This window comes from Actinoplanes sp. NPDC000266, from assembly GCF_042899005.1.
Lineage (GTDB): Bacteria > Actinomycetota > Actinomycetes > Mycobacteriales > Micromonosporaceae > Actinoplanes.
Genome location: NZ_JBIAZI010000004.1, coordinates 392501 through 409529, shown reverse-complemented (window position 1 = coordinate 409529; position 17029 = coordinate 392501). Strand labels below are relative to the sequence as shown.

Below are 17029 nucleotides of genomic sequence, written 5' to 3'. Positions count from 1 at the left end.
ATCGGCTGCGGGGCGGGGCAGGGTGGACGGCATGGGCGCCGCGCTGGTCGGCCGGGTGGCCGAGGTGGTCGCGCTCGACCGGCTGCGGGCCGGTGCCGAGCGTGGCGAGGGCGCGGTCGCCCTGGTGATCGGCGAGGCCGGCGCGGGTAAGACGGCGCTGGTAGAGGAGGCCGCGGCGCGGGCGACGGCGGCGGGCATGACGGTGCTGACCGGCCGGGCCGACCCGGACGAGGGTGCGCCGGCGTTCTGGCCGTGGACGCGGCTGCTCTCGTCGAGCGGGGAGCTTTCGCCGGGGCTGCTGGCGATGGTGGAAGAGGGCGAAACCGTCGCGGCGGCCCGGTTCCGGGCCGTTCAGCGGACGGTGGCGGCGCTGCGGCGGGCGGCCGGGCCGCGGCCCATGCTGCTGGTCCTGGAGGATCTGCACTGGGCCGACGAGGGGTCGCTGGCCCTGATCGGCGCGCTGGGCCGGGAGATCGGGCGGTCGCGCCTTCTGCTGATCGGCACCAGCCGGAGCGACCTCGATCTGGACGGGGCCGAGGTCCTCGCCCTGGAGCCGTGGGACGTCGACACGGTCCGCGCCTATGTCGAGGCGCAGGCCCCCGGGCGGGTGCACGGGACGTGGGCGGCCGAGGTGCATCGGCTGGGTGGCGGGAATCCGCTGTACACAAGGGAACTGGCCCGGCTGCTGGTCCGTGAGGGACGGCTGGGACGGCCCGTGGGCGACGTCGAGCTGCCGGCCGGGTTGCGGCGGCTCGTGGCCCGGCGGACCGCGCATCTGAGCGAGGCCTGCCGCGAGATGCTCGGGCTGGCCGCGGTGTGCGGTCCCGAGATCGATCTGCTCGTGCTCGACCGGGCGGCGGAGGCGGTGACCGCGAAGGGCGCGGGGGCGAAGGGCGCGGGGGCGAAGCTGGGGAGCGTGGGGGCGGATCCCGGGGTGCTGGCCGAGGCGGTGGCGGCCGGGGTGCTGGTCGACGATCCGTGGGTGCCGTCGCGGGTGCGGTTCGTGCACGAGCTGGTGCGGCAGGCGCTCTACGACGGGCTCGGCCGCGACGAGCGGATCCGGGCGCACGAGGCGATCGCCGAGGCGCTCGACGGCGGCCCCAAGGCGCTCCGGGGCGGCACCAACGCGTTCGGCGGCGGTTCCAAGGCGGACATCGCGCGGCACCGCGTGCGGGCGGCGGTCGACGCCGGGTCGCGGGCGCGGGCGGTCGCGGCCTGTGTGGCGGCGGCGCGTGCGGCGGCCCGTGGGCTCGACTACCGGGAGGCGGTGCACTGGTTCGGGCGGGCGCTGGAGAACGATCCGGGCGATGCCGCTCTGCGGTTGGAGCGGGCCGAGGCGGCGTACCGGGAAGGCAGTCTCGATCTTGCCTTGGCGGACTGCGAGGCGGTGGTCGACGAGGTCGGTGCGCCGGCCGCGCTGGTGATCCGTGGCGTGGCCGGGCCGCTGGCCCCGGCCCTGATGAGGCTGTGCGAGCGCGCGCTCGAGCGTGATCCGGAGAGGCCCGAAGTGCTGGCCCAGTACGCGTTCCTGCTGGCCGAGGAGGAAGACCCGGCGCAGGCACGGCGGATCAGCGCCGAGGCGATGCGGCTGGCGACGGCCTCGGGACGGCCCGGCGCGATGGTGGCGGCCATCCACGCGCGGCATCAACTGCTCGATCCGGCGGTGGACGGTGACGAGGTCGTCGAGTTGGCCGGGCGCAGCTGCGAGCTGGCCGGTCCGAGCGGGCGCCCCGACGCCGAACTGTGGGGACGGGTGTGGCTTCTCGACGCGCGGCTGATGCGCGGGGACCTGACCGAGTTCGACGCCGAGACGGCCCGGATGGCGAGGCTGGCCGACCGTCTCGGATGGCCGGTGGCGCGCTGGCATCTGCTGCGGGCGCGGGCGGCCCGGGCCCTGATCGCCGGCCGCCTGGGCGAGGCCCGCGATCTCGCCGAGCGGGCGCGCGAGACGGGCGAGCGGGACGGCACGGCGTACTACCTCTATCTGGCGTTCCTCTGTGGACTGTCGGAGCACACCGGGGACTGGACGTGGGCGAATCTGGCCGACTTCCTCCACGACGACATGCCGATCGCGGTGGCCCAGGTGGGCCTCATGGCCCGGGGCATGGGGGACCGGGAGGCCGCCGCCGACTGCACGCGGCGGCTGCGGATCGCGCTCGACCGGATCCCGGCCGATCCGCGCCGCGCCTTCGTGGTGGTGATGACCGGGGAGCTGGCGGCGTGGACGGGCGACGAGGAACTCGTCCGGAACTGCTACGAGCGGGCGCTTCCGTACGCCGGCCTCTATCTGAACTCGATGTCGAGCTGTCAGGGCGCCGTCGACCGGTCACTGGGGATCATGGCGGGGGCGCTGGGCGCGGCCGGCGAGGCGGAGAAGCATCTGGCGGCGGCGGTCGCGATGGAGGAGACGGTCGGCTCGCCGTCGTTCGCGGCGCTCGCCCGTCAGGCGTACGCCCGGCAGATGAAGCAGGCCGATCCGCTGACGCCGCGGGAGCGGGAGATCGCGGGGCTGGTCGCCGAGGGGCTGTCCAACCGGGCCGTCGCCGAGCGGCTCTTCCTGTCCGAGCGGACGGTCGAGACGCACGTCCGCAACGTCCTGGCCAAGCTCGGCCTGACCCGGCGCACCGACCTACGTGGCACATCTCAGTACCGGCACTGAGGTGCCCGGGCGGCCGGAGGCCGAGGCTCGGGAGCATGACTACCGACGTACACACCGAACTCGTCCCTGGCACCTACACCATCGACCCCGCGCGCTCGGCCTGCCGGCTGACCGCGACCCACGTCTTCGGCCTCAAGCCGGTCGCGGCGACCATGGCCCTGCGCGGCGGCACCGTCACGGTCGCGGCCGATCCGGCGGCGTCGACCGCCTCGGCGGTGCTGGAGGCCAAGACCTTCAAGTCCGATGATGTACGCCGGAACAGGGACATCACCGGCAAGAAGTTCCTCGACGCGGAGCGCCATCCGGTGATCGGCTTCCGCAGCACCCGGGTCCATCGCGACGGGACGGGCTGGAAGCTGACGGGCGTCCTGCGCGTCCGGGGTCACGACAGCGAGGTGACGCTCACCCTGGAGACGGCCGAGCCGGTCGCGGGCGGCTGCCGTTTCGTCGCCACCGGCGTCGTCGACCGGGTCGAGGCCGGAGTGCGGACCGGCCGGGCGATCATCGCCCGGCCGGTTCGGATAACTCTCGACTTGTACGCGTCGGCGTCCTGAGCGGCGGCCTTGTGCGCGGGACTACCGGCCCGAGCGGCGGCCGCCCACGCGGGTGCCGGAGCTGAACGCGGCGGCGCCACCCGAGGACGCCGAGCGGCCCGAAGCGGCGGCGGGGCGGCCCTGAGCGGACGGCGAACCGGCGCCGCGGGACTGGCTGGTGTGCACCGGCGTGGAGCCCGTGCCGCCACCGCGACGACCGCGGCCGCCGCCCGTGCCCTGCGCCTGGCGGCCGCCGGCGCCCTGCTCGGTGCGGGGACGCTGGGCGCGGCCCTCGCCGTGGCGGGTCGTGCTGGCCGCCTGCTCCGGGCGGGACTCGGCCGGACGGCCCGCGCCCCGGCCGCGGCCACGACCGCGGCGGCTGCGGCCCGCGCCGGCCGCGCCGCCGGCGTCGGCGCCGGACTCGGCCGCCGGAGCCTCCACCGCCGCCTGGCGGGGCGCCACGAAGACGCGCTCGCCGGGGGCCAGCTCGGCCAGCAGCGGGTCGCCGGGGCGGGTGCGGCTGGTCGTCGGGCGGACACCGGCCTTGCGGGTCAGGTCGCGCACCTCCGACTGCTGGTCGTCGGTCATCAGGGTGACCACCGTGCCGCGGGCGCCGGCCCGGGCCGTACGGCCCGATCGGTGCAGGTAGGCCTTGTGCTCGACCGGCGGGTCGGCGTGGATGACCAGGGCCACGTCGTCGACGTGGATGCCCCGGGCCGCGATGTCGGTCGCCACCAGCGTCTCGGCCGTGCCGTCGGAGAACGCCGCCAGGTTGCGGTTGCGGGCGTTCTGAGCCAGGTTGCCGTGCAGCTCCACCGCCGGTACCCCGGCCTGGTTGAGCTGGCGGGTCAGCACCTTGGCCCGGCGCTTGGTGCGGGTGAACACGACCGTACGGCCGGGCGCGGCCAGCAGGTCCACGAGGACCGGGAAGCGGTCGTCACCCCGTACGTGAAGGACGTGGTGGTCCATCTGGACCGGAGCCTCGGTGGCCGAGTCGACCGAGTGCGTCACCGGCTTGTGCAGGAAGCGCTTGACCAGCACGTCCACGCCGTTGTCGAGGGTCGCCGAGAACAGCATGCGCTGGCCCTCGCGCGGCGTCTGGTCCATCAGGCGGCGGACCACCGGCAGGAAGCCCAGGTCGGCCATGTGGTCGGCCTCGTCGAGCACGGTGATCTCGATCGAGTCGAGCGACGCGTGCCCGTTGCGCAGGTGGTCGTCGAGCCGGCCGGGGCAGGCCACGAGGACGTCGACGCCCGCCTTGAGGCCCTTGATCTGCGGGTTCGCGCCGACACCGCCGAAGACCGTGAGGGTGCGCAGGCCCAGCTTGGCCGCCAGCGGGGCCATCGTGGCCTCGATCTGGGTGGCCAGCTCGCGCGTCGGGGCCAGGATCAGCGCCCGGGGCCGGCCGGGACGGCGCGGCGACTTCGAGGCGGCCAGACGGGCCAGGACGGGCAGGACGAACGCGTACGTCTTGCCGGAGCCGGTGCGGCCCCGGCCCAGCACGTCACGGCCGGCGAGCGAGTCGGGCAGCGTGGCCGCCTGGATCGGGAAGGGGGTGGTGATGCCGAGGTCGGCGAGGGCCGTGGTCAGCACGGCGGGCACGCCGAACTCGGAAAAGGTGGTCATGTAGCGGTTGCTCCAGATGGGTCGAGGGGTCGTCCTGCCCGGCGCAGACTTTGTTCTCAGTCGCGGCGCGTGGTGGCCGATCCGGCGGACGGTGCAGCTGTGATGAGGCACCTGTCCGATGACGGCCCGAGGCAAGACAGTGCGGACCGCGAGATCAAGTGTACCCCGTTGGTGGATGCAACCGGGCTGCACCCGAACGGGACCCGAACAGCACTCAGCGAGGATCACCTTTCTCCTCAGCGCCGGAACTCCCCCCACCGGCCGGTACGCGAGGAGACCCCCCATGATGAGCGGAGCCGATCGCCGTCGCGCCGACATCGTCCAGGAGCACATGCCGCTCGTCGGCCACCTGGTCCGCGAGATGCTCGCGAGGGTTCCGGCCCACGTCAACCGGGACGACCTGATGTCCGCCGGATACGCCGCGCTGGTGCACGCGGCCCGCGGCTTCGACGACTCGCGCGGTGTGCCGTTCGCCCGGTTCGCCGCGGCCCGGGTGCGCGGCGCCCTGCTGGACGAGCTGCGCGGCCTCGACTGGGCCAGCCGCTCGGTGCGGCAGCGGGCCCGGCGCACCGACTCGGCCCGCCAGGAGCTCACCGCCGAGCTGGGCCGCAACCCCACCGCGCAGGAGGTCGCCGACCGGCTGGGCTGCTCGGTGGAGGACATCGAGTCGGCCGACGACGACGTGCAGCGGGCCGTGGTGTTCAGCCTTCAGGGCTTCGCCACGGCGGGCGCGGACGACATGGTGACCGAGCCGAGCGCCGGCCCGGAGGAGATGCTCATCCGCCGCGAGCGGCTCGGCTATCTGCGCCACGCGATCGAAGCGCTGCCGGAGCGGCTGCGGGCGGTGGTGCAGGGCTACTTCTTCGAGGAGCGGCCGATGGCCCGCATCGCCGAGGACCTGGGCGTCACCGAGTCGCGCGTGTCACAGCTGCGGGCCGAGGCGTTGCTGCTGCTGCGTGACGGCCTCAACACGCACCTCGACCCGGCCCTGGCCGCCCCGGCCAAGGACGGCTGCGTGGCCCGCCGGCGGACGGCCTACTACGACCAGATCGCCAATCGCGGGACGCTGAAGACGCGCCTGGCCGTCACCGGACCGGACGGACTGCCGGTACCGGTGGCGGCCTAGACAACTCCTACTGGTTGGCGCAGGTGCCGGCCTTCTTCTGGGCGGCGATCGCCTTGGCCGCGCCCTGCTTGTAGAGGGCCAGGCCCTCCTTGGCGGGCTCCAGCTTCCAGGCGTCGCCCTCGTACACCATCGTGTACGACTGCGCGGCCACGAGCTGCTTGGCGATGACGATCGCGCGGTCCGTGCCCTCCATGCGGGCGCTGGTCAGCTGGATCGCCAGGCCCTTGCGGGAGCAGGCCACGTTCAGCTTGACGTAGTCGTCCTTGCTGATCGCCTGCTTGCCGGCGGCGGTGTACATGTCCCAGGCGCCGGCGAAGTCGCCGCCGGAGAAGCGGTCGAAGACGGTCTGCGCGGCGGCGCGCGCGCCGTCGATGGTCTTGGCCTCGGGGCCGCCCTGCGCGGCCTGGGCGGCGTTGCCGGCGGGGGCCTCGTCGTCGCCGGTGCAGGCGGTGGTGAGGGTGAGGGAGGCGGCGGCGACGAGGGTCAGCGCGCCAAGACGTCGGAACGGGTGGATGCGGTTCATGACCGTGTTAATCCAGATCGGCCGTTCTCAGTAACGGCTCGCCGGTAACTGTGACCGATAGCTGACACTTTCCGGAGCGGCCGTAACCTGCGCTATTCTCACCGTTTGCTGGCAACAAAAAAGCGACCCATAGGGTCGCTGACCCGGGAATGATACCACTAAGGGGAGTGGCATTGTCAAGCTCCGCATCGGACGACCTCCGTTCCGAGCAGGCGTACCTCACCACCCTCTACGGCCGGCTGGACAGCCTGCGCGCCCAGGCCGACGATCGGCTGCGCGGCATCCTGCTGGAGTCCGGCGGCACGCCGCAGGGCCGCACGCAGCGTGAGGCCCAGCGCGCCCACTACGCCGAGCAGCTCGCTCAGATGAACGCGGTGGAGAACGGCCTGTGCTTCGGCCGTCTCGACTTCGCGGCCGCCGCGTCGCCGCTCTACATCGGCCGCCTCGGCCTCTCGGCCGAGGAGCACGACCGTGACCCGCTGCTGGTCGACTGGCGCGCTCCCGCCTCCCGGCCGTTCTACCTGGCCACCGCCGTCTCGCCGGACGGCGTGACCCGGCGGCGGCACCTGCGCACCAAGGGCCGGGTGCTGACCGGCATCGACGACGAGGTGCTCGACCTCCAGGACGGCGCCGCCGCCGGCGGCCGCGAGGACGTGACCGGCGAGGCCGCCCTGCTGGCGGCGCTGACCGCGAACCGCACCGGCCGGATGCGCGACATCGTCGAGACCATCCAGGCCGAGCAGGACGAGGTGATCCGGGCCGGCCTGGCCGGCGTCATGGTCGTGCAGGGCGGGCCGGGCACCGGCAAGACCGCGGTCGCGCTGCACCGCGCGGCCTACCTGCTCTACACCTATCGGCAGCAGCTCACCAAGCAGGGCGTGCTGATCCTCGGCCCCAACCCGACCTTCCTGCGCTACATCTCGCAGGTGCTGCCGTCGCTCGCCGAGACCGGGGTGCTGCTGGCCACGCTGGGCGACATGTTCCCGGGGGTGCGCGCCCGCGCGGTCGAGCCGTCGGCCGCGGCCGCGGTCAAGGGCCGCCTGGCCATGCTCGACGTGCTGGCCCGGGCGGTCGCCGACCGGCAGACCGTGCCTGACACCTTCGCCGAGGTCGACCACGACGGATATCCGCTGCGCATCGAGCGGTCCGTCCTCGAGGACGCGCGGGCCGCGGCCCGCCGGTCCGGCCGCCCGCACAACGTGGCCCGCGCCATGTTCGTGACCGAGGCGATCCACGCGCTGTCGTTGCAGATCGCCGAGCGCATCGGCACCGACCCGCTGGGCGGCGACAACCTGCTCTCCGAGGCCGACCTGGCCGAGACCCGGCGCGAGCTGCGCGAGGACGTCGACGTGCAGAGGGCACTGTTCGACTTCTGGCCGGTGCTGACCCCGCGCCAGGTGCTGCGCGACCTGTTCTCGGACGCCGACCGGCTCGAATCGGCCGGCGAAGGGCTCACCGCCGCCGAGCGGGCGCTGCTGCTGCGCGACCGCGACGCCAAGTGGACGCCGGCCGACGTGCCGCTGCTCGACGAGCTGGCCGAGCTGCTCGGCGTCGACGACACGCTGCGGGCCCGCGAGGTGGCCCGGCAGCGGCGCGAAGCCGTCGACTACGCCGAGGGCGTGCTCGAGATCCTGGCCGGTTCCCGCTCGCTCGACTTCGAGGACCAGGAGGAGGAGATCCTCTCCGCGCTCGACGTGGTCGAGGCGGGCGCGTTCGTCGAGCGGCACGAGGTGCTCGACACCCGCACGGCGGCCGAGCGGGCGGCGGCCGACCGCACGTGGGTCTTCGGTCACGTGATCGTCGACGAGGCCCAGGAGCTGTCGCCGATGGCGTGGCGGCTGCTGATGCGCCGCTGCCCGAGCCGGTCGATGACCGTGGTCGGCGACGTCGCGCAGACCTCCGAGCTGGCCGGCACGACGACCTGGGAGCAGGTCTTCGAGCCGTACGTGGGCCAGCGCTGGAACCTGGTCGAGCTGACGGTCAACTACCGGACGCCGTCGGAGGTGATGGCGGTGGCGGCCGACGTCCTGGCCGCGGTCGACCCGGCGCTGGAGCCGCCCCGCTCGGTGCGGTCGGCCGGCGTCGCGCCGTGGTCACTCCGGGTGCCGCCGGTCGCGCTGGCGGCGGAGGTGATTGCGGCCGTACGCCTGGAGGCCGCCGAAGCCGGGGAGGGCCGTGTCGGTGTCCTCGTGCCGGAGGGCCGCGAGGCCGATCTGGGCCGGGCCCTGGTCGAGGCCGTGCCCGGCGCGGCCGTGGGCGAGCAGCCCGACCTGCTCAACCAGATCGCGCTGATGACGGTCCGCCAGGCCAAGGGCCTGGAGTTCGACGCGGTGGTCGTGGTCGAGCCCGACGAGATCATCGCGGAGAGCCCGCGTGGCCTCTCGGATCTCTACGTGGCGGTCACCCGGGCCACCCGCCGCCTGGGCGTGCTGCACACGGCGGACCTGCCGAAGGTGCTCAGTTCGCTGGCATGAGAAAGGGGCCCCCATCGGGGGCCCCTTTTCGTATCAGGCGGCGTTGGCAGGCGTACGCAGAAGGCCGTTGCCGTACTTGGTGTGGCCGTGGGCGTTGGTCAGCTCCAGGCGGGAGCGCACCGACGTGCTGCTGGCGATGTTGGCGTAGTAGTTGGCGCGGCGGCGCGCGGTGATGCTCTCCGGGTTGTCCGGCACGGGCGCCATCTCCGGGTCGAGGTGGGTGTTGAGGCCGTCCTTGAGCAGCGACAGCGCCTCGGCGCGCAGCTGCGACACCCGCGACTCGGTGACGCCCAGGTCGGCCGCGATGTCGGCCATCGGGCGCTCGTGCAGGAAGTACTCGGTGATGACGACCTGCAGGCGCTCCGGCAGCGAGCCGATCGCGTGGTGCAGGTAGCCGATCTGCTCGCGGCGGATCAGCATGTCCTCCGGGCCCGGGTTCTTCTCGGTGACCAGGTCGTCGGCCGAGCTGGTGGTGAAGCCCTGGAGCGACAGCACGGTGGCGCGCTGCACGTCGGTGTCGGTCTGCTTGAGCTCGGTGGTGGTGGTGCCGAGGGCCTGGGCCAGCTCGTCCGAGGTCGGCGTGCGGCCGAGGGCGGTGGTCAGCGCCTGGCGGGTGGTGTCGGTGGCGCGGGCCTTGGTGCGCACCGAGCGGGTCGCCCAGTCGAGCGAGCGCAGCTCGTCGAGGATGGCGCCGCGGATGCGGGTGCTGGCGAAGCGGTGGAACGGGATGCCGCGCTGCGGGTCCCAGCCGCGGGCCGCGGTGACCAGGGCGTGCAGGCCGGCGCTGGTCAGGTCGTCGCGGTGGATGTGGTTGGGGATGCGGCTGAGCATGTCGCGCACCAGGTGGCCGACGAGCGGCATGTGGGCGCGGATGTACTCCTCCTGCTCGACGGCGGACAGCACCGTGGCGGGCGCGTTGTCGGCGTTGATGTCGGCAGCGTTCGCGATGCTGGTCATGTGCGTTTCCCCCATGTTTGTCGGCGGCCCGGTCCATCGGGCTCTCCGGCGTACATGGGGAAGTTCGACCGCCCTCGGTTCCCGGTGCAGTCGTAAAGAGGTGCAGGCCGGTTGCCCTGCCAGAAACCCTCAAGAGCGCGTACTTGAGGGTTTCTGAGACCTTGGGGGCATGGATCTGAGCGACTCGCACGGGGTCATCACGCTTGTCTCGGGGCTGGCGATCGCGGTGGGGATCGTCGGCGTGGTGATCCCGGTGCTGCCCGGGCTGCTGCTGAGCTGGGCCGGGGTGCTGCTCTGGGCGCTGCTGGGCTCGGACAGCGCCGGGCGCTGGGTGGTGCTGGCGGTGGCCACACTGGTGGCGCTGGGCGGGGCCGCGGTCAAATATCTGGTACCGGGAAAGCGGCTCAAGAGCGTCGGCGTGCCCAATACGGCGCTGTTCGCCGGCGGCGTCCTCGGCGTGATCGGCTTCTTCGTGATCCCGGTGATCGGCATCGTGATCGGCTTCGTGCTCGGCGTCTATCTGGTCGAGCTCCAGCGTCTCGGCCACGAGCGCGCCTGGCCGTCGACCAGGCACGCCCTGGCCGCGGCCGGAATGGCCATGCTGATCGAGTTCACGACCGCCCTGGCCGTCGGCGTGATCTGGGTCTTCGGCCTGTTACTGACGTGATTTCCGGGTACGCGACGTGCGCCTGCGCTGGGTGAGCAGGAGCAGCAAAGGAGTGGCGGCCAGCAGGAGCGCCACCGAGGCGGCCGCGGCGACCGAGAGCAGCTGTGGTGACGTCGGGCGGGTGTCGGCGGCCGCGGCGGCCTGGCCGCCCGTGGCGCTGGGCTCGGGGGCCGGCTCCGGGGTGGCGTTCTTCGCGGCCGTCTCCTCCGGGGTCACCAGCTTGCCGACCGACGCATCATCGGGCAGCGAGAAACCCCAGTCGAGCAGGGCCGCGCCCTGGTCGTACCCGCGCTGCGGCCGCGCCTCGGCGCCGAGCAGGGTGACCACCAGCCGGCGGCCGTCGCGCTGGGCCGCGCCCACGTAACTGTGCCGCGCGAGCTGGGTGAAGCCGGTCTTGCCGCCCAGCGCGCCCGGATATTTGTAGATCAGCTTGTTCTCGTTCTGGAACTGGAAGCCGCCCTTCTTCAGCGCCGGCTGCGCCGGCATCTGGGCGACCTTCGTGAGGGCGTACCTGCGGAAGTCGGCGTTGCCGAAGCAGACGCGGGCGATCAGGGCCAGGTCGTACGCGCTGGTGAACTGCCCCTTGCCGTCAAGGCCGGACGGGGTCACGGCGTGGGTCTGAAAGGCGCCGAGACGCTTGGCGGTGTCGTTCATGGCGGCGACCGTCCTGGCCACGCCGTCCTTGCCGCCGCCTCCGGCCAGCCGGGCCAGCGCGTTGGCCGCGTCGTTGCCCGAGTTCAGCAGCAGGCCCAGCCAGAGGGTGGAGATCGTGTACTTCCCGCCGGCCACGAGGCCGACGGCCGAGCTGCCCGGCTCGATCTTCAGGTCGTCCGCGGTGACGGTGATCTGCTTCTTCGGGTCGAGCTTGCCGATCGCGGTGGCCGCCAGCAGGGTCTTCTGCACGCTGGCCGGGGTCTGGTAGACGTGCGGGCCGCAGCCGCCGAGCACCTCGCCGGTGTCGAGGTCGGCCACCATCCAGGTGGTCGCGGTGACCGCCGGCGGCTGCTTGGCCCCGGCCGGAATGACCAGGCCGTGCGTGGCCAGCGCGTCGCCGCCGATGGCGAACCCGACCGGGTCGTCGGCCGGCGGCACGGGCCGGGCCGGCACACCGGCCGGCGGCGCCACCTTGGGCTTGGGGCAGGGGATGGTCGGCGCGACGGCCCGGGCGGCCTTGGCCGCGACCGGGGAAGGCGCGGCGGCCACGACAGGCGACGCCGCGGCCGCGGAAAGCGCGGCAGCGGCCGTCGCGGGCGAGGCCGTGCTCGGCGAGAGGGCGGGGGCGGCCATAGCGGGGGTGGCCGTGGCCGGGAGGAGCAAGGCGACGGCCGCCGCGGACGCCGGGATGGAGCGGATCAAGGCCAGGAAACTCCAGCTTCGAGTCGCTTGGTGAGCAACTGGGCGAGGGGCAGCGTCTCGCCGTCGCCGCCACCGGCGCCGACGATCAAGCGGGGGACGCTGGGCGACAGGGCGGCTCCGGCGAAACGGGCGCGCCACGAGGACGGAACGGTCAGCACGTAGTACTCCCCGTCCTCACCGACGGCCACGGAACGATTCGACTTCAGGTACCAACCGCGCACATGAGTTCGATACGTGGATCTCCCGTCGAAGGTTCGAGCCATCAACGTTTGTGGATGAATCTCACGTTCGGCGGCGCGCCGCACGAAGTCGGCGATCAGCGCCGCCGCCTCCCGGGCCTCGGCCGCGCGGCTCTCCTCCATGGCCGCGGCGTGGCCGGCGACGGCCTGCCGGCGCTTTTCCCGCCAGTCGTCGTCGCGCTCGCTCATGCCAGTGACCCTAAGTGATGCGCTGCCGCGGGGCCAACCGAGCTATCCGGCGCCGATTACCGGTAATGACGGCCCGCCATTTGAATACCGGTCCGGTGTCCGCGTCAAAAGAATGGCGAATTCTTCGAGAGAAACAGTTGCGCGCGAACCCGCGGCGAGCAACACTTGCACCGCGGTTGGTCGGATTACTACTCGGGAGTCGTCATGGCGCGGCAGGTAATCACCACTCTGATCGACGATCTGGACGGAAAGAAGGCCGATCGCACGGTCGAGTTCAGTCTGGACGGTATTAACTACACGATCGACCTTTCCGAGGCCAATGCGGGTAAGCTCCGCAAGGCTCTCGACCCCTACATCAACGCGGGCACCCGGCTCGGCCGCGCCTCGGCCGGCCGCATCCCGGCTCGTCGCGGCCCCGGCGGCCGCACCGCGAGCTCCCGCGACGAAAACCGGCTGATCCGCGAGTGGGCCGTCGCCAACGGACACCAGATTTCCGAGCGCGGCCGCATTCCGCAGGGTGTCACCGACGCCTACCGCGCCGCCAACGGCCGCTGATTAGGCTCCGCCCGCGCGGAGCCGCGGCAGCCGGGAAGCGACCGATTCCAGGACCTTTTCGTCGCCGGCGTACCAACTCCGCTCGCGGGGCCAATGCGTGATGACGTCGGTGAAGCCGAGGGCGGCCGCGCGGCCGACCGCGTCGGTGAAGGCTTCCACGCTGCTCATCGAAAAGACCGGCGAGGTGTCGAGGTTCAGATAGCGCGGGATCGCGTCGCGGTCCCGGCCGGCCTCGTCGAGCGCCTCGTCGAAACGGCCGGAGAGCCGGGCCACCGACTCCCACCACTGCTCCGCGCTCTCGGGCACGCTGAAGTTCGCTCCGCCGGCCACCCCGGCCACGCCGGTGGTGACCCAGCCGTCGCCGTGCCGTGCGGCCAGCCGCAGCGCCCGCTTGCCGCCGGCCGCCACCACGAACGGCGGCCGGGGCCGCTGCACCGGGCCGGGGTTGCCCCGGGCGTTCACCGCCGTGTAGTAGTCGCCCCGGTGGTTCACCGGCTCGTCGCCGAGCATCCGGCCGAACACGTCGAGGAACTCGGCGAAGCGGTCGACGCGCTGGGAGGGGGTGAGCTCAGGCGTACCGAGAACGTCGGCGTCGAAGCCGACGCCGCCCGCACCCAGCCCGAGCATCAGCCGGCCCTGCGAGATGTCGTCGATCGCCGTGACCTCGCGGGCGAAATGCACCGGGTGCCGGAAGTTCGGCGAGGCCACGTAGGTGCCGAGGCGGATTCGCCGGGTCACCATGGCCGCCGCGGTCAGCGTCGGCACAGCGTCGAACCACGGGCCGTCGATGAGGTCGCGCCAGCCGAGGTGGTCGTAGGTCCAGGCGTGGTCGAAGCCGTACTCCTCGGCGCGCTGCCAGCGCCGCCCGGCGACGGACCAGCGCTGGTCGGGGAGGATGACGATGCCGATGCGCATCGGACGACGCTATCTCACGCCGTGCGGCGGTCCCGATCGGCTCCCTCGCCCGTGCCGCGCCGCGCCGCCTCGGAGAAGGCCTCGAGGGCCCGCACCAGGTCCTGCTGGGCGCCGGCGTCCATCTTGCCGAGCACCTCGCCCAGCGCGGTGCGGCGGCTCTCGCGCAGCTGGTCGAGGAGCCGGCGGGCCGACGGGGTGATCATCAGCCGCACCTCGCGGCGGTCGCGCGGGTCGGGCACCCGGCGCAGCAGGCCGGTCGCCTCGAGCCGGTCGCACAGGCGGCTGGCCGAGGAGGGCACCACCTCGAGCGTCTCGGCGAGCCGGCTCATGTTGGTGTGCCGGTTGGCCGAGACGATCATGAGCACGCGCAACTGGGCCGGCGGCACCGCCGGGGTCTGTGCCAGCCGGGCCGCGTCGAGGACAGACACCAGCGAATCGACCGTCGACTCGACAGCCGCGGCGACGTCGGTGTGCCGGTCCATGTCGGAACTTCCTCGTTCTGCAGACGTGCTCGGCCGTACGCCCGGATCTCTCTACCCAGCGGACGGGTGGATCATGCCGTCGCGTGGCGGCTATCGCAGCCAGTCGAGGCAGACGATGACGGCGTCGTCATCCGGCTCGACGTCGGCATGATAATCGCGTAACGCTCTCATGACGGTACCCACTGCCTCGGCCGGTGGCTGCAATCGCGTCCGGCGCAATGCGCTCAACAGGGCGGAAGCGCCGTACTCCGGGCGCCCGGCGGGCGTGGCGGCGTGCACGCCGTCGCTCACGACGAGCAGGCGGTCGCCCGGTTCGAGCTGGAACTTCTGGGTCTCGTAGCGGCCGTCGCCGAACATGCCGAGCGGCAACTGCTGTTCGAGGCTGACCGTGCGGATGTCGCCCTCGTGGGCGATGAGCGCGCGCGGGGAGCCGGCGTCGACCGCCTCGACCGCGCCGTCGGTCAGGTCGATCTCCAGCAGCAGCGTGGCCACGTGGGAGGCGCCGCCGTAGCGGGAGTAGACGGCGTCGGAGGCCAGTTCGGCCTGCTCGACGATGTTGGCGCCGGAGCGGCGGGCGTTGCGCATCGCGTTGACCGCGATGGTGGTGAGCAGGGCCGCCTCGATGCCGTCGCCGTGGCCGTTGAGCACGGTCAGGGTCAGCCGGTCGCCGGTGAGGGCCCAGTCGTAGTGATCGCCGTACATCGCGTACGCCGGTTCGAGCTGGCCGGCCAGCTTGAACCTCTCGCCGGCCAGGGAGCGGCCGGGCAGCAGCGCCCATTGCAGCTCGGCGGCCATGGTGAGGCGCTGCCGCCGGGAGACCTGGCGATAGCGGTCAGTGTCCTTCTCGGCCGCGCGCAGGGCGACGGCCAGCTCGCCGGCGAGGCCGCTCAGCTGCTCGACCAGGTCGGGACCGGCCGGTTCGGCCAGTTCGACCCGGAGCACACCGAGCCGGTCGCCCCACACCGTCAGCGGGAGCAGCACCCGGGGGGCGCCGGCGTCGGACAGCGGCAGCTGGCTGCCGAAGACCCGCAGCTCGAGCCGGCCGCCCGGGGCGCCGTCGGGCTCGATCACCGGCCAGAGCGAGCTCATGGTCAGGTCGCTGAGGAAGATCTCCATTCCGGTGACCGGGGGAAGGCTGGCCCGCAGGTGCTCGGCCGCCACCTCGGGAAGGCGATCGGGTGGTGCCGCACGCAGAAGCGAACCGACGGATGCCGGGCGGGTGGTCACGCGATCGTCCTTCCTGTCAGTGTGCGTGGAGGCGGCCCATGGCAATAGTTGCCGCAGAGCAAGCATCATAGGTGCTTGCCCGCGGCCGGGTGACACGAGGTCAGGCGAACGACTTCTCGAAATGGATGAGGCTGCCGCGGCGAGGGACCGAGTGCATCCGCACGTTCTCGCCCAGCGCCTTGATCAGCATCAGGCCGCGCCCGTGCTCACTCGACGAGGACGGGGGCGTACCCGGCATTCCGGGATCAAAACCCGGGCCGTCGTCGCTCACGTCGATCGAGCATCGGTCGTCGGCCACATCGAGGCAGACTTCGAAGGTGTCCGTGCCGCTGGCGTGCCGCACCACGTTCGAGCACGCCTCGGTGATCGCGATCTCCAGATCGTCGGAGTCGTTCCGGTTCACGTGCAGGACGTCGAGTGCGGAGCGCAGCAGCCGGCGAACGGCGGGAACGCTGCCCGCCTCGCGGGGTAGGGCCAGCCGGACTGTCATACGCATGTGGTCTTGTTTCCCGGTACGGTCGCCCGTTAATCGCACCAGCTTCATCCGAGCCACCGCGAAAAACGTGTTATCCGAGGTAGGCCGGGCCGTCTCCCTTTCCGACGACGCCCCGAGGGAAGGCAGGACCATGGCGGACCAACCCGACATCGCCACCGTTATCGCCGCGCGTGCCGGCGACCCGGTGGCCGTCGACCGGCTGGTGGCCGGCTACCTGCCGCTGGTCTACACGATCGTCGGGCGGGCCCTGGAGGGTCACGCCGACGTCGACGACGTGGTGCAGGACGTGATGCTGCGGGTCCTGCGCAACCTCGGCGACCTGCGCGAGCCCGAGGCCTTCCGGTCCTGGCTGGTCGCGATCACCGTGCGGCAGGTGCGCGAGCGCTTCCGGGCCCGCCGCGGCGCCCCCGAGGCACTGCTCCACGAGGACCTGCGCGACCCCGGAGCCGACTTCACCGACCTGGCCATCACCCGGCTCGAGCTCTCCGGCCAGCGCCGCGAGACCGCCGAGGCGACCCGCTGGCTCGACGAGGACAACCGCGAGCTGCTCTCGCTGTGGTGGCTCGAGGCCTCGGGCGAGCTGACCCGCGACGAGATCGTGGCCGCCACCGACGTGACCCGCCAGCACGCGGCGGTCCGCGTGCAGCGGATGAAAGGCCAGCTCGAGACGGCTCGGGTGGTCGTACGGGCACTCGCCGCCGCGCCGCCCTGCCCCGACCTCCAGGCGGTCACCGCCGAGTGGGACGGCCGGCCGAGCGCGCTGTGGCGCAAGCGCATCGCCCGGCACACCCGCGACTGCCGCTACTGCTCGCCGTCGTGGAACGGCCTCGTGGCGGCCGAGCGGCTGCTGGCCGGCATGGCCCTGGTGCCGCTGCCGGCCACGTTGCTGGGCAAGGGCCTCGCGGCCGGCGGCGCCGCCGGGGCCAAGGCCGGCGGGGGGGCCCCCCCCCCCCCCCCCCCGGGCCGCGGGGGGGCCCCCCCCCGGCGGGCCGCGGCCCGGGGCCC

At 73.0% G+C, this 17029-nt stretch carries 16 protein-coding genes; 7 read left to right on the top strand and 9 right to left on the bottom strand.

The window, feature by feature from the left end; genetic code table 11:
- Positions 1-31 precede the first annotated feature (31 nt).
- Both ACFY36_RS18460 and ACFY36_RS18455 read left to right on the top strand, forming a co-directional pair.
- Positions 32-2659, top strand: a complete 2628-nt coding sequence (locus ACFY36_RS18460; RefSeq protein ID WP_499747176.1) for an ATP-binding protein — start codon at positions 32-34, stop codon at positions 2657-2659.
- Positions 2660-2694: 35 nt separating this feature from the next.
- On the top strand, positions 2695-3213 hold the full coding sequence (locus ACFY36_RS18455) for a YceI family protein (RefSeq protein ID WP_499747175.1): 519 nt from the start codon (positions 2695-2697) through the stop codon (positions 3211-3213).
- A gap of 21 nt (positions 3214-3234) precedes the next feature.
- Here ACFY36_RS18455 and ACFY36_RS18450 read toward each other — a convergent pair whose 3' ends face one another.
- A complete protein-coding gene (locus ACFY36_RS18450; RefSeq protein ID WP_499747174.1) occupies positions 3235-4818 on the bottom strand; it encodes a DEAD/DEAH box helicase in 1584 nt (527 codons plus the stop codon).
- A gap of 286 nt (positions 4819-5104) precedes the next feature.
- On the opposite strand from ACFY36_RS18450, the gene ACFY36_RS18445 reads away from it, so the two are divergent.
- Positions 5105-5944 carry a sigma-70 family RNA polymerase sigma factor gene (locus ACFY36_RS18445; RefSeq protein ID WP_499747558.1) on the top strand — a complete coding sequence of 280 codons (840 nt, stop codon included), beginning with the start codon at positions 5105-5107 and terminating at the stop codon, positions 5942-5944.
- Positions 5945-5951: 7 nt separating this feature from the next.
- On the opposite strand, the gene ACFY36_RS18440 is transcribed toward ACFY36_RS18445, so the two are convergent.
- On the bottom strand, positions 5952-6467 hold the full coding sequence (locus ACFY36_RS18440; protein ID WP_499747173.1) for a hypothetical protein: 516 nt from the start codon (positions 6465-6467) through the stop codon (positions 5952-5954).
- A gap of 149 nt (positions 6468-6616) precedes the next feature.
- Between ACFY36_RS18440 and ACFY36_RS18435 the strand changes: the two genes are divergently transcribed.
- Entirely contained in the window at positions 6617-8941 is a 2325-nt protein-coding gene (locus tag ACFY36_RS18435) for a HelD family protein (RefSeq protein WP_499747172.1), read from the top strand.
- 33 nt (positions 8942-8974) lie between these two features.
- Here the strand turns inward: ACFY36_RS18435 and ACFY36_RS18430 are convergent, their stop codons facing one another.
- Positions 8975-9898 carry a sigma-70 family RNA polymerase sigma factor gene (locus ACFY36_RS18430; RefSeq protein ID WP_499747171.1) on the bottom strand — a complete coding sequence of 308 codons (924 nt, stop codon included), beginning with the start codon at positions 9896-9898 and terminating at the stop codon, positions 8975-8977.
- A gap of 169 nt (positions 9899-10067) precedes the next feature.
- On the opposite strand from ACFY36_RS18430, the gene ACFY36_RS18425 reads away from it, so the two are divergent.
- Positions 10068-10565 carry a DUF456 domain-containing protein gene (locus ACFY36_RS18425; protein ID WP_499747170.1) on the top strand — a complete coding sequence of 166 codons (498 nt, stop codon included), beginning with the start codon at positions 10068-10070 and terminating at the stop codon, positions 10563-10565.
- On the opposite strand, the gene ACFY36_RS18420 is transcribed toward ACFY36_RS18425, so the two are convergent.
- Complete coding sequence (locus ACFY36_RS18420; RefSeq protein ID WP_499747557.1) at positions 10554-11852, bottom strand: D-alanyl-D-alanine carboxypeptidase family protein; 1299 nt, start codon at positions 11850-11852, stop codon at positions 10554-10556. The two genes, ACFY36_RS18425 and ACFY36_RS18420, sit on opposite strands and share 12 nt — an antisense overlap.
- A 65-nt stretch (positions 11853-11917) precedes the next feature.
- On the bottom strand, positions 11918-12349 hold the full coding sequence (locus ACFY36_RS18415; protein WP_499747169.1) for a hypothetical protein: 432 nt from the start codon (positions 12347-12349) through the stop codon (positions 11918-11920).
- A 204-nt stretch (positions 12350-12553) separates the two neighbouring features.
- Between ACFY36_RS18415 and ACFY36_RS18410 the strand changes: the two genes are divergently transcribed.
- On the top strand, positions 12554-12904 hold the full coding sequence (locus ACFY36_RS18410) for a histone-like nucleoid-structuring protein Lsr2 (protein ID WP_499747168.1): 351 nt from the start codon (positions 12554-12556) through the stop codon (positions 12902-12904).
- On the opposite strand, the gene ACFY36_RS18405 is transcribed toward ACFY36_RS18410, so the two are convergent.
- From ACFY36_RS18405 to ACFY36_RS18390, 4 genes are all read right to left on the bottom strand, one after another.
- Positions 12905-13819, bottom strand: a complete 915-nt coding sequence (locus ACFY36_RS18405; RefSeq protein WP_499747167.1) for an LLM class flavin-dependent oxidoreductase — start codon at positions 13817-13819, stop codon at positions 12905-12907.
- A gap of 14 nt (positions 13820-13833) precedes the next feature.
- Positions 13834-14301, bottom strand: a complete 468-nt coding sequence (locus ACFY36_RS18400; protein WP_499747166.1) for a MarR family winged helix-turn-helix transcriptional regulator — start codon at positions 14299-14301, stop codon at positions 13834-13836.
- Positions 14302-14391: 90 nt separating this feature from the next.
- The gene (locus tag ACFY36_RS18395; protein WP_499747165.1) at positions 14392-15528 is read right to left on the bottom strand and encodes a PP2C family protein-serine/threonine phosphatase; all 1137 of its coding nucleotides are present in this window, start codon (positions 15526-15528) and stop codon (positions 14392-14394) included.
- 100 nt (positions 15529-15628) lie between these two features.
- Positions 15629-16024: an ATP-binding protein gene (locus tag ACFY36_RS18390; RefSeq protein ID WP_499747164.1), complete on the bottom strand. Its 396-nt coding sequence runs from the start codon at positions 16022-16024 to the stop codon at positions 15629-15631.
- Positions 16025-16154: 130 nt separating this feature from the next.
- Between ACFY36_RS18390 and ACFY36_RS18385 the strand changes: the two genes are divergently transcribed.
- The coding region (locus ACFY36_RS18385; protein ID WP_499747163.1) for an RNA polymerase sigma factor at positions 16155-17029 on the top strand (875 nt) is incomplete at its 3' end.